This is a genomic window from Streptomyces sp. NPDC052042 (genome assembly GCF_044548345.1).
Classification (GTDB): Bacteria; Actinomycetota; Actinomycetes; order Streptomycetales; family Streptomycetaceae; genus Streptomyces.
Genome location: NZ_JBIUBU010000023.1, coordinates 35557 through 47106 on the forward strand (window position 1 = coordinate 35557; position 11550 = coordinate 47106).

Annotated in this window: 10 protein-coding genes and 1 pseudogene; 8 read left to right on the forward strand and 3 right to left on the reverse strand. The window is 69.6% G+C overall.

Annotation, left to right across the window (positions count from 1 at the left end):
• Window positions 1-164: 164 nt before the first annotated feature.
• A pseudogene (locus ACIHCL_RS29190) lies at window positions 165-434 on the reverse strand (MBL fold metallo-hydrolase); the annotation flags it as partial.
• Between the two features lie 100 nt (window positions 435-534).
• Here ACIHCL_RS29190 and ACIHCL_RS29195 point away from each other — a divergent pair.
• The 6 genes from ACIHCL_RS29195 (at window position 535) to ACIHCL_RS29220 (ending at window position 7980) form a co-directional block, all read left to right on the forward strand.
• Window positions 535-1380: a transposase gene (locus ACIHCL_RS29195; RefSeq protein ID WP_399866491.1), complete on the forward strand. Its 846-nt coding sequence runs from the start codon at window positions 535-537 to the stop codon at window positions 1378-1380.
• A 179-nt stretch (window positions 1381-1559) separates the two neighbouring features.
• Complete coding sequence (locus tag ACIHCL_RS29200; protein ID WP_399866493.1) at window positions 1560-2567, forward strand: Lrp/AsnC family transcriptional regulator; 1008 nt, start codon at window positions 1560-1562, stop codon at window positions 2565-2567.
• Window positions 2568-2667: 100 nt separating this feature from the next.
• On the forward strand, window positions 2668-3624 hold the full coding sequence (locus ACIHCL_RS29205) for a polysaccharide deacetylase (RefSeq protein ID WP_399866495.1): 957 nt from the start codon (window positions 2668-2670) through the stop codon (window positions 3622-3624).
• A complete protein-coding gene (locus ACIHCL_RS29210) occupies window positions 3621-4946 on the forward strand; it encodes an MFS transporter (RefSeq protein ID WP_399866497.1) in 1326 nt (441 codons plus the stop codon). Before ACIHCL_RS29205 ends, ACIHCL_RS29210 begins: the two co-directional genes overlap by 4 nt.
• Window positions 4946-5767: an SDR family NAD(P)-dependent oxidoreductase gene (locus ACIHCL_RS29215; protein ID WP_399866498.1), complete on the forward strand. Its 822-nt coding sequence runs from the start codon at window positions 4946-4948 to the stop codon at window positions 5765-5767. Before ACIHCL_RS29210 ends, ACIHCL_RS29215 begins: the two co-directional genes overlap by 1 nt.
• Window positions 5764-7980: a 2-dehydropantoate 2-reductase gene (locus ACIHCL_RS29220; RefSeq protein ID WP_399866500.1), complete on the forward strand. Its 2217-nt coding sequence runs from the start codon at window positions 5764-5766 to the stop codon at window positions 7978-7980. The genes ACIHCL_RS29215 and ACIHCL_RS29220 overlap by 4 nt, the downstream gene beginning before the upstream one ends.
• Before the next feature lie 32 nt (window positions 7981-8012).
• Here ACIHCL_RS29220 and ACIHCL_RS29225 read toward each other — a convergent pair whose 3' ends face one another.
• Window positions 8013-8588: a transposase gene (locus tag ACIHCL_RS29225; RefSeq protein ID WP_399866502.1), complete on the reverse strand. Its 576-nt coding sequence runs from the start codon at window positions 8586-8588 to the stop codon at window positions 8013-8015.
• A 104-nt stretch (window positions 8589-8692) separates the two neighbouring features.
• Between ACIHCL_RS29225 and ACIHCL_RS29230 the strand changes: the two genes are divergently transcribed.
• Together ACIHCL_RS29230 and ACIHCL_RS29235 are read left to right on the forward strand one after the other, a co-directional pair.
• The gene (locus ACIHCL_RS29230; RefSeq protein WP_399866504.1) at window positions 8693-9232 is read left to right on the forward strand and encodes an IS3 family transposase; all 540 of its coding nucleotides are present in this window, start codon (window positions 8693-8695) and stop codon (window positions 9230-9232) included.
• Window positions 9133-9588, forward strand: coding sequence for a hypothetical protein (locus ACIHCL_RS29235; RefSeq protein WP_399866649.1), 456 nt, complete (start codon window positions 9133-9135; stop codon window positions 9586-9588). Before ACIHCL_RS29230 ends, ACIHCL_RS29235 begins: the two co-directional genes overlap by 100 nt.
• Window positions 9589-10198: 610 nt before the next feature.
• Here ACIHCL_RS29235 and ACIHCL_RS29240 read toward each other — a convergent pair.
• A complete protein-coding gene (locus ACIHCL_RS29240; RefSeq protein ID WP_399866506.1) occupies window positions 10199-11506 on the reverse strand; it encodes an aspartate aminotransferase family protein in 1308 nt (435 codons plus the stop codon).
• Window positions 11507-11550 lie beyond the last annotated feature (44 nt).

Below are 11550 nucleotides of genomic sequence, written 5' to 3' on the forward strand. Positions count from 1 at the left end.
CGGTACGAGGACGACCCTCCGCCGTGCGCTCGCGCGCGCCGGACGCCGTAGAGCCCGGCCTCCGGCCGAACACCGCCCCTGTGAAGAAGCGGCCTGGTGCTGTGGCCGACTCCCATCGGCTCTTCTGCGACCTCCGTGATCCGCGCGGCGTCCACGGGCCGGCGCTCCACCGGCTGCGGAGCCACCGGACGCCACCACGGATCGGTGGGCAGGCTCCGCGACATGGGTTCGAACGGTTCACCCGGTCGCGGCAGGGCGATCGCGGCGCCCGTTTCCTCGGCCGCGGCGATGGTCCCCTCCCCCGGCTCGGCCCACGGGTGCGGGGCGAGATTGAAGGTGGCCCAGCGGATCGGGAGCATCGTGCCGAACGGTGCGCCGCCCTGGAGGTCCAGATGGGCGCGCATCCCCTCGGCCGGCGTCATGTGTATGTCGGGCAACAACCCCTCGTTCTGTACACGCTGTGCCGAGGGGCCTTCACCCCGGATCTTGAACACTTGAGATCGTGGATCTTGAGGATCTGAGAACGGACATCTTGTGGTCATGAAGCACTACCCGCCGGAGTTCAAGGCGGACGCGGTCGCGCGGTACGAGTCGCGGCCCGAAGCGACGATCAGCTCGGTCGTCTCTGATCTGGGGGTCAACCCGGAGACGCTGCGGAACTGGGTCCGGGCGGCCGGAGCAAGCCGGCCCCGGGGGCGCCGGGCGGAGGTGCCGGCGGAGCCACCCACACCGCTTGGGGCGGAGAACGCCGACACGAGCCGGGCGTTCGCCGACGCCTGCCTCAGAGCCGGCGTCCCAGTGCATGAGCACGATCGGCTCCAGCCCGGACAACGCGCTCGCCGAGTCCTTCAACGCGACGTTCAAACGCGAGACGCCGCAAGGCCGCAAGCACTGGTCCAGCGAGCGCGAGGCCGCGCGCAGAAACAGATTGCCGCGCACCTCGTACAAGGGCGCACCCACGACGAAATCGCGAAACAGGAACACCTGAACGTTCGTACCGTGAGGAAGTACGTCCGGGCAATGCGCCAGAGGCTCAACCGCCCCCGCAGCTCGTGTCCGGTCCTGGTCCACGCCCTTCTCGCCCATCAGCCGATCGAGCCGCCCCCGACCCCTATGGGACGCCCGGCGTTCGAGCTGAACGAGCAGGACTTGCTGCCGCTGGGTGCCATCGCTGAGCACTCCCGGATGGCCGAGATCGCCCACGCTGCCGGAATACCCCTCAGGACACTTCGTCTCAGAACCGAAACCCTCGTGCGCACACATCGCCGACACGAAGTACACCTTGAACCGCGCCGGCAACAGGCGCCGCCGCTTCGCCGGACGACCCGCTCTCGCGGAGAGTGCTGCCGCCTCTACCCAACGACCATGGACGTCGTGTGAACTTTTTCGAACACATACATGGTGTAATCCATCACGTTCCGGCCATCCGCTCGGGCCAGGCCGAGCTGGGCTCTTTACCCCTCCGTGACGCCACCGATACCGGATAAGGCGGCTCTGACCAGCGATGATGCAGGATTCCTTCATTGACAGCGGTTGGGGTGCTCGTTACCTTCAGTGCCATGAAGCACCGAGCCCCCGTGGGCGCCATCGACGAGCTGGACAAGCGCATCATCGCCGCGCTCCAGCTCAACGGTCGTGCCCCGTGGAGCGCGGTGGCGCGTTGGGTGGACGCCAGTGAGACGACCGTCCAACGGCGGTACCGCTCGCTGCGCGAGCGGGGGCTGCTGCGGGTCGTCGGCACCATGGAACTGGACCGGACGCACGAGGGTTCCTCCATGCTCGTCCGGGTGCAGGCCAGGCCGGGCCAGGGGCTGGCCGTCGCCGACCGGCTCGCCTCAAGTCCGGACGTTCGCTTCGTGGCTGTGGTCACCGGCGCCGCCGATCTGATCGTCGACTTCGTCGCTCGCGACAACGAGGAGATGATGCGGATACTCTTCACCGACCTGCCGGCGGCCGATCTCATCACCAGCACCGAAGCCGTGCCCGTCATCCGCGCCTTCACTTCGGCGTCGATGTGGGACACCGGGCTGTTGCCCGCCGAGGCGGGGGCCGACCTGCGGTCCGGCTCCCTGGCGTTGTCGTGCGACCGGGACGACTGGGATGTGACGCCACAAGCTCTCACCCCCCTGGAACAGGACCTCGTCGCGGCGCTCAAGGAGGACGGCCGCACCCAGGTCAGCGTGCTGGCCCGGCGGCTCGGACACACCGAGTCCGCCGTGGCACGGGCCATGGAGCGGCTTATCGCTCGCGGCGTGCTCCAGTTCCGCACGCTGGCCGACCCGTCACTGCTCGGGTACGACGCGGAGTTCATGGTCTGGCTCTCGATCGAGCCCGACCGGCTCGACGCGGCGGGACGGCAACTTGCCCGGCATCCGGGCACCAAATTCCTGGGCGCGGCGACCGGACGCTTCAACCTCGTCGGACACATGGTGCTGCCCCGCCGTGCTGACCTCTTCCGCTACACCAGCGACGTCATCGGCAGCCTCCCCGGCCTGATCGCCTCCGACGTGACGCTGCACCTCGTCACCATGAAGTACTCCTGGCACCGGATGGTCAGCTCCCTCTGACCCCTCCCGGGCTGCGGCTCCGTGCCGGCTCGCCCCGGTGCACACCTCCTTCTTCCTTTCTTCTCTCCCCCATCCCCTCCCCAACCCTCGTGGAGTCACCATGCCCACAGACGACTCCGGCCTGCCCGCGGAGAGCTGGCGCTGGCCCGAACAGACCTGGCGCGGCCAAGTGGACGCCGTGCGTGCTGGACGGCGGCTGGTCCCCGACCGCTGGCCCGGCGGCGCCCGGGTCGCGGTCGCCCTGTCCTTCGACTCCGACCACGAGACGATCCCGCTGCGTGACGGCGAGACCAGTCCCGGACGGCTCGCCCAGGGCGAGTACGGGGCCCGGGTCGGCGCGGCCCGCATCCTGGACCTGCTCGACCGTCACCGGATCCCCGCGACGTTCTTCATGCCGGCGGTCTCCGCCCTGCTCCATCCCGAGGAGGCCCGTGCGTACACACGCGGCGGGCACGAGCTGGCCGTCCATGGCTGGATCCACGAGCGGAACATGCTCCTGAGCCGGGAGGACGAGAGGGAGCTGACTGCCCGTGCCCTGGGCACCCTGGAAACCCTGACTGGTCGGCGGCCTGTGGGGATTCGCACCCCGTCCTGGGACTTCTCGGACTCCACCCTCGACATCATGCTCGAACTCGGTTTCGTCTACGACTCCTCGTTGATGGCCGACGACGAGCCGTACGAGATCGTCGCCGACGGCCGTCCCACCGGCCTGGTCGAAATTCCCGTGGACTGGATCCGGGACGACGCCCCCTACTTCACGATGGACCGCTACGGCTCCGTCCGCCCGCACAGCCGCCCTCGCGACGTCCTGGAGATCTGGGCCGACGAGTTCGACGCCGCGTACCGCGACGGCGGTGTCTTCCAGCTCACCCTGCACCCGCACGTCATCGGCCACCGCTCACGCCTGGTGGCGCTGCGCGAACTCCTCGGCCACATCACCGCTCACTCCGACGTCTGGTTCGCCACGCATGCCCAGCTCGCCGACTCGGCCCGCGCCGTGCTGACCGGCCGAACGACGTCTCGTTCCGCCCCTGAAGTCCCGGAGCACACACCATGAACACGAGTTCCTCCGCGCCCGCCGGTCCGCTGTCCCAGGGAGACTCCCCCGCCCCCGGCAGACTGAGCAGGGCCCAGCGCAAGGCCATCATCGCCGGCACCATCGGCAACACCGTCGAGTGGGTCGACTGGGCCCTGTACTCCATCTTCGCCAAGGTCATCGCCGACGAGTTCTTCCCGAAAGGCGACGGTGCGGTGGCCCTGCTGTCCACGCTCGCCGTGTTCGCCGTCGGGTTCGTAATGCGTCCGGTGGGCGCCGCCGTGCTCGGCGCCTACGCCGACCGCCACGGGCGCAAGAAGGGCATGACGCTCACTGTCGCCCTGATGGCGGGTGCCGGGTTCGTCATCGCCATCACCCCGAACTACGAGGCCATCGGTGTCTTCTCTCCCCTCGTCCTGCTCGTCGCCCGCCTCATACAGGGTTTCTCCGCAGGCGGCGAGTTCGGTTCCTCCTCCGCTTTCCTCGTGGAGTCGGCGGCCCGGGGCAGGCGTGCGTTCGCCGGCTCCTGGCAGCAGGTGTCGGTGGCGGGCGGCGTCCTCATCGCCTCGCTGCTCGGCACCCTCACCACCTCCGCGCTGAGCGACGAGGCTGTGCACTCCTGGGGCTGGCGGGCGGCGTTCATCTTCGGCGGTCTCCTCGGTTTGGTCGGCCTGTGGCTGCGGGTCTCCGTGGAGGACACCGAGTCCTTCGCCCTGGCCCAGGGCTCTGGCCTGACCCGTACCAACCCTGTCAAGGCCATGTTCACCGAGCACCCCAGGGCGACGCTCCGCGTCGTCGGCATCACGATCGCGGGCACCCTGACCTACTACATCTGGGTCAACTACCTGCCCACGTACGCCAATCTGACCACCGGCATCGAACTGAAGACCGCCCTGCTCTCGCAGACGCTGTGCCTGGTGGTCTTCGTCGTCGCGCTGCCGTTCGTGGGCCTGCTCTCGGACCGGATCGGCCGCAAGCCCACCATGGTGGGCTTCGCCGGCGGGTTCGTCGTTCTGGCCTGGCCCCTGCTGCACCTGCTCGACGGCAGCTTCCTCAGCCTGTTCCTCGTGCAGCTCACCGGGATGCTGCTGATCCTCGGGTACTCCGCCAACTGCGCCGTCATCATGGCCGAGCAGTTCCCGGCGGAGGTCCGCGCCACTGGCATCGCCCTCCCCTACGCCCTGGCGGTCGCGGTCTTCGGCGGCACGGCACCATACCTCACCACCTGGCTTCACGAGAGCGGCCACAGCGACCTGTTGTGGATCTACGTCTCCGCCGCAGCGCTGATCTCCCTCGGCGTCTACCTCACGATGCCCGAGACCAAGGACAAGGAGTTCGTCTGATGACGACGCACGTGATCGTCACCGGCGCGGCGGGCGGTATCGGCGAGGCGATCGCCGAGGAGTTCGCCCGGCAGGGCGCACGGCTCACTCTGACCGACCGCGATCCACAGTCCCTGGAGCGGACCGCGTCACGGCTCGGCGGCCGGATGGCGGCGCACGCCACGGACTTGGCCGACCCGGATGCCCCCCGCGCCCTCGTCGAGAGTGTCTGGCAGGAGCACGGTCCGGTCGACGTCCTGGTCAACGCCGCCGGTGTCTACCCGTCTCTGGACATGGCCGACGTCGACGCCCACGCCTGGGACCGGCTGTTCGCGGTCAACCTCCGGGCCCCCGTCCTCGCCACCGCCGCGTTCGCCCGGCTCGCCGTGGACGCCGGACGGCCCGGAGCGGTCGTCAACATCTCCTCCGGGTCCGCACTGCGATCCCGGCCCGGCGGTGGCCCGTACGCGAGTTCCAAGGCCGCTCTGGAGATGGCCACCCGCGCCGCCGCCCTGGAACTGGGCCGGCACGGTATCCGCGTCAACGCCGTCAGCCCTGGCTTCGTCCAGGTCACCAGCGACTGCAACCCCGTGTCCGTCGAGTACGCCGAGGCCATCGGCGCCAACCCGCTGGGCCGCCCCGGCCGTCCGGACGACATCGCCCGTGCCGTGTGCTGGATCGCAGGCCCCGACGCCTCCTGGATCACCGGGGAGATCCTGCGCGTGGACGGCGGGTCCGGTACGGGCGCCCTGCACCTGCCCCGCATCTGGCAGCCCGGCGACACCCGCGCCGCCGCCCTGCCCCCCATATCGGCCGCCGCAACGGAAGGACCCACCCGATGACCGCCCCCTCCCCACAGCGGGCCCCCTACACCGTCGTCGGCGGGGGCGCGATCGGTGGCACGCTCGCCTTCGCCCTCGCGCGGGCCGGACACCCCGTCACCGTCATCGACACCGATCTGGCGCACGTTGCGGCGATCCGTGCCGGCGGACTCGTCCTCGCGCACGACGGCACCCGCACCTCCGTGCCGGTCACCGCAACCACTCCGGACGCGTTCGACGGAACCTTCGATCAGGTGCTGCTCGCGGTGAAGGCCCAGGCCACAGAGACCGCGGCCGCATGGATCGCACCCCGATTGTCGGCACATGGCCATGTGGTGTCCCTCCAGAACGGCTTCAACGAGGAACTCATCGCACGGTACGTGGGCGCCGAGCGGACGGTCGCCGCATTCGTCAACATCTTCGCCGACGTCATCGAGCCCGGCGTCATCCTGGACGGGGGCGCGGGCGCCCTCGTCATCGGCGAGCCCGACGGCGCCCCCGTCAGCGACCGCGTCCGCTCCCTCGTGTCCGACCTGCAGAGCTGGGGACCGGCGATCGCCAGCGACAACGTCGACGGCCATCTGTGGGCCAAGGCCGGCTTCGGCGCGATGCTCGCCGCCACCGCACTCGCCGACGCCCCCATGGCCGACCTCATCGACCGACACCGGTCCGCCATGACCGCCTTGGCCAGCGAGATCTTCGCCGTGTCCGACCGCCTCGGCATCACCCTGGAGGCGTTCGACGCCTTCGATCCCCATCGGCTGCGGTCGGAAGCCGACCCCGCCGAACGCGGCGCCGCCTTCGACCGCCTCACAGCATGGCTACGGACACAGCCGAAGGACCGGAGCGGCATCTGGCGCGACCTCGCCGTACGCCACCGGCCCGTCGAAGTCACCACGCACTACACCAGCGTCCTCGACCACGCGGCCCGCGAAGGATTGCCCACCCCGCTTCTGCGGACCGTCATGGACGGCCTCCTCGAACTGGAGGACGCCCCGCACCGGATGTCGGAATCGCGGCTGGACGTCCTGGACCACCTCACCGAGCCCGCGACACCCGGCCGGCTCCCGGAAGCGGAACACGCGGAGGCCGTACGCGAGTGGCTCAACGAGCACCGCGAGGAGATGGTCACCGATCTCGCCGCGTACACCTCCCGGGGCAGCGCCAGCGACGACCCCCGCGAACTCGACGCCTGCCTCGCCTGGTTGCGCGACTGGCTCGACCGGCGCCTGGACACACCGGCCACCGAGGAGATCCTTCCCCGCGCGGACGTCGGGGATATCCTCATCCGCCGCTACCCGGCCCGGGACGCGACCGCCGAGGACACCCGGCCGATCCTCCTCCTCGGCCACTACGACACCGTCTGGCCCACCGGCACCCTGGACGACTGGCCCTTCCGGCGGGAGGGCGACCACATCAGCGGGCCGGGCGTCTTCGACATGAAGGCCGGTCTCATACAAGCGGTATGGGCACTGCGCGCACTCGACGCGCTGGGCCTGCCCCGGCCGCCCTGCACCCTCATGCTGAACGGCGACGAGGAGACCGGAAGCCTCCACTCCCACGAAGCCATCGTCCGCGAGGCCCGCGACAGCCGACTCGCCATGGTCTTCGAGGCAGCCGCCGACGGCGCGATCAAGACGGCCCGCAAGGGAGTGGGGCTGTTCACGGTCACAGTCACGGGCCAGGAAGCCCATGCCGGTCTCGATCCGACCTCCGGGGCGAGCGCGGTGGACGAACTGGCCCATCAGATCCTCCACTTGGCCGGGCTGCGCGACACCGACGCCGGCACGTCGCTCAACGTGGGCGTGGTAGAGGGCGGCACCCGCAGCAACGTGACCGCGGGACGAGCCGTCGCGCACATCGACGTCCGGGTCGCGTCCGCGGCCGAGCAGAAACGCGTCACCGAGGCACTCGCCGCACTCCGCCCAACGGACCCGGGAACACGCGTGGAAGTGACCGGGAACTGGAACCGCCCCGTCTTCGAGCGCACCGAACAGATCGCCGCCTACGCCGAACTGGCCCGCCGATGCGCAGCGCTGCTCGGAGAAGACCTGAACGAAACATCCGTCGGAGGAGCCAGCGACGGAAACTTCATCGTGGCATCAGGGACACCAGTCCTGGATGGCATCGGCGCGATCGGCTCGGGCGCCCACGCCCGCTCGGAACACACCTCAATCCCTGGCATGGTTACCCGCTCCGCCCTAGCCGCCACAGTACTAACCTCACTGGCCTAAGTGGTCGGCTCCGGAAGTCCTTCGGGGGTTGATCACGCTGCGAGTCGGGCGGAGGATTCTTCCTGGTGATCGGTGGTGTGCCGGTCGAGTCTGGCCCACAGATCGTCCAGGTCGCAGGTGGTGAACTTCCATTGGAACGGCTGTGGCGTGGCGTTGTAGCGGCTTTCGAATGCGCGGAGCCGGTCCCGGACCTGGTTCAGGTCGGTGAAGTCGTTGGGTGAGATGACCTTGCGCTGGACGATGGAGAAGAAGATCTCGATCTGGTTCGTCCAGGAGGCGTGTACGGGCGTATGGACCATGACAGCGTTCGGGAACGCGGTGGTCAGGCGGTCGATGGTCTTCTTGTCGCGGTGGGAGGAGCCGTTGTCGACGATCCAGAAGAAGCGTCTGGCGCTGGCGTAGGGCTCGGTGGTCATGACCTGGGTGACCGAGTTCATGAAGGGCACGATGCCGGTCTTCGGCTCGCAGCGGCCGAAGACCGGCACGCGGTGGACGTCGTAGGCGGCCAGGTAGGCCAGCGCGCCGTCGGCTGGGTCCGCCAGGCCGAGGCCGACCACGGTGAGCGGGACGGCCGGCTCACCACCGCCGAACGGGACGAGCTCAAGCAACTCCGCAAGGGAAAAGTGGAGTTGAAGCGGGCGAACGAGATCCTCAAAGCCGCGAGTGTCTTTTTTGCCCAGGAGCTCGACCGTCCCCGGACGAGGCCGACCAGGTGATCAACCACCTGCGCGAGAGCGGCCTCGGGGTCGGGCCCGTATGCCGGGAGCTGGACCTGTCGGAGTCCGCGTATTACGCACGCAAGAAGCGGCCGAAGCCGGCACGCCAGCTCCGTGACGAGCAGCTCATGCCCCTGATCGAAGAGATCCACGCCGAGCCCGGCGGGACCTATGGGGCCCGCCGGATCACCCGCGCCCTGCGGCGCAAGGGGGCGGTCGTGGCCCGCTGCACCGTCGAGCGGCTGATGGCCGAGCTCGCGGCGTTCTCGCAGGCCGCTGTCCCGGCCCTCTCGGCACGGGCCCGCCACAGGGCGGCCCGGATGCCGTCTTCGAGGGCGCCGCCGGGCCGGGTGCGGCGCTGCCGGGCCTGGGCCTGGGTCTGGAGGATTTCCTCCTGGGCGGCGATCTCAATGAACGCCTCTTCGGGTTCGCGGTGTTGGCGGAGGACCGCGGTCTGGCGGTCGGCGGCTTCGCGGATGCCTCGCTCGCCGCCCCGGCCACGGCCGCCGGCACCGAGGCTGCCCGCGCTGACCTGATCTACGGCAGCAACATCCTGTTGCAGAACCAGTACGGAGGTGACGGCGGCTACCTCGATACCAACGGCCGCTCCTCCCAACCCGACGCCACCTACAACGTCAGCACCAACCAGACCCCCAGCAGCCGCGGCCCGGCGACGTCGGTCTGGAAGGTCGTCTCCACCACCGGCAAGACGAACGGCACCCGTGTCACCAGCGGTGACGTCGTCTACCTCATCAACCAGTACAGCAGCGGCACCTACCTCGACACCAACGGCCGCTCTTCCCAGCAGGGCGCCAAGTACGACGTGACCACCAGCCCCTACACCGACCGCGGTACCGGCACCGGCTCCTGGAAAGTCCTGCCCGCCGCGTGACGCACCCCCTGCCCGGCGCACGGCGTGCGACGTGTGGGGCGCGCCTCGTACGGGTGGTACGTCGGGCACACTGACAACGGTCGGCGCCCTGGTCTCCACGTCACCGCCTGCACGCACTACCCCCCCACTGCCCCTCTGGGACACCGGGAAGCCCTGACCCCGACAGTTGCGATGCCCGGGGCCAGGGCGTTGTCACCGGGTGGGTATCCGAGCCGGACGATGTTCAGGACGGTCAGGCGTTGCAGGGGCCTGTTCCGGTGGCTGACATCTACCGGCCCCGGTGGCAAAAGCTGAGGGCCCTTACATCGCTCTCGCAAGTACGGCAGCCTGGTGGACACCGGTCCAAGAACATCACGCTCACCGCGGCCGCCCGTCACTTCGGGGTTTGGCCGGCCGCCATCTTCACCCTTCTGTTCCGGTTGCGCCGCCACGGCGTCGCCTGCGCGGAAGGCGGCATGAGTGAGGCGCGGTACACCGAAGAGTCGTCAACGGTTCCCGAGCGGTCCGGACTCGGCGGCCCCGGCTGTGGACACCGAGTCCGGCGCACACGTTCGGGGCCGGACTCGCTGCATGGTCGCGGCACCGAACACGGTCAGGCGGGTGGTGCGGGTCAGGCGGCGGCCGCCTGGAGGGCCACGCGTACGCACTCCAGTGTGCGGTCGATGTCCTCCTCGGTGGTCGCGGCGTTGAGTCGTCGGTCGCCGGTGGGGAAGGCAGGTTCGAGCACGCCCTGGGACAGCAGGGAGGCGTGGTAGCGCGCATACCGTTCGCCGTCGCTCTGCATGGCCTCCCGGAAGTTCACGGGTGCCTCCGGCCGGAAGTAGACGCACCACTCGGAGCCGAGGCCGACCACCACGGCTTCGGTTCCGGTCTCGGCGATGGCCTTCTCGATGCCGCCCCGCATGCGTTCGCCGCGGGCGTGGAGGATGCCGAAGATGTCGTCGCTCTCCATGATCTCCAGCGTCTTGTTGGCGGCGGCCAGCGCGTAGGGGGAGGCGTTGTAGGTGCCGTCGATGGTGGCCTCGGTCTTGGAGTAGGCGCCGAGGTGTCCCATCGCCGCGTCGGAACCGGCCAGCCCGGCCAGTGAGTAGCCGTTGGCGACGGCCTTGCCGAAGACGGTGAGGTCGGGTGTGACCCCGCACAGGGACTGGTAGCCGCCGATCGCCGCGCGGAACCCGGTCTTCACCTCGTCGAAGACGAGCACTACCCCGTGCCGGGTGCACAGTTCACGGAGGAGTTCCAGGAATCCGGGCTGCGCGGGCACACAGCCGAAGCTGTGGACGTAACCCTCGGCGAAGGCGGCCGCGAGTTCCTGGCCGTGCTGGTCGAAGGCGTCCCGGAGCCCCTGGGCGTCGTTCCACTCCACGACGACGACGTCGGCGACGACGGCCGGGTGGAGCCCTCCGCCGTTGGGGGTGTTGAGGTGTGACTCGGCAGTCAGGTCGGAGCGGGAGCTTCCCACGGCCACGTGGTCGCTCCAGCCGTGATAGGTGCCGTGGAACTTGAGGACCTTCAGCCGGCCTGTGGTGGCCCGCGCGACATGGACGGCGTGCATGGCGGCGTCCGTGCCGGAGGTGCAGAAGGCGACCTTCTCGGCCGAGGGCATGACCTCGCAGATCTTCTCGGCAAGCTGGTACTCCCCGGCCTGGGGGCCCACTCCCGTGAGGTCGCAGGTGCTGACCGCACGGAAGACAGCCTCGTTCACCCGCGGGTCGCAGTGCCCGAGAACGATGGGGCCCCAGGCGTTGAGGTAGTCGGTGTACTGCTTGCCGTCCTCGTCCCAGACGTACGCCCCCGAGGTCCGGACGAACACCTGGCGCCAGCCGACGCGGTGGCCGGACGAGACGCCGCGGGGCACCACGTGCCGGGCGCGGTCCCACACGGGTGACTGGTTCGGCTCGTCGGGGGCTGTGGACATGGAGACTCCTTCGTGGGGAGGTGATGACGAGGGGGAGTGAGAGG

Excerpts from the sequence above, each read along its gene's own strand:
- ACIHCL_RS29200 (WP_399866493.1), top strand. The coding sequence starts at position 1,560 with ATGAAGCACCGAGCCCCCGTGGGCGCCATCGACGAGCTGGACAAGCGC.
- ACIHCL_RS29205 (WP_399866495.1), top strand. The coding sequence starts at position 2,668 with ATGCCCACAGACGACTCCGGCCTGCCCGCGGAGAGCTGGCGCTGGCCC.
- ACIHCL_RS29210 (WP_399866497.1), top strand. The coding sequence starts at position 3,621 with ATGAACACGAGTTCCTCCGCGCCCGCCGGTCCGCTGTCCCAGGGAGAC.
- ACIHCL_RS29215 (WP_399866498.1), top strand. The coding sequence starts at position 4,946 with ATGACGACGCACGTGATCGTCACCGGCGCGGCGGGCGGTATCGGCGAG.
- ACIHCL_RS29220 (WP_399866500.1), top strand. The coding sequence starts at position 5,764 with ATGACCGCCCCCTCCCCACAGCGGGCCCCCTACACCGTCGTCGGCGGG.
- ACIHCL_RS29240 (WP_399866506.1), bottom strand. The coding sequence starts at position 11,506 with ATGTCCACAGCCCCCGACGAGCCGAACCAGTCACCCGTGTGGGACCGC.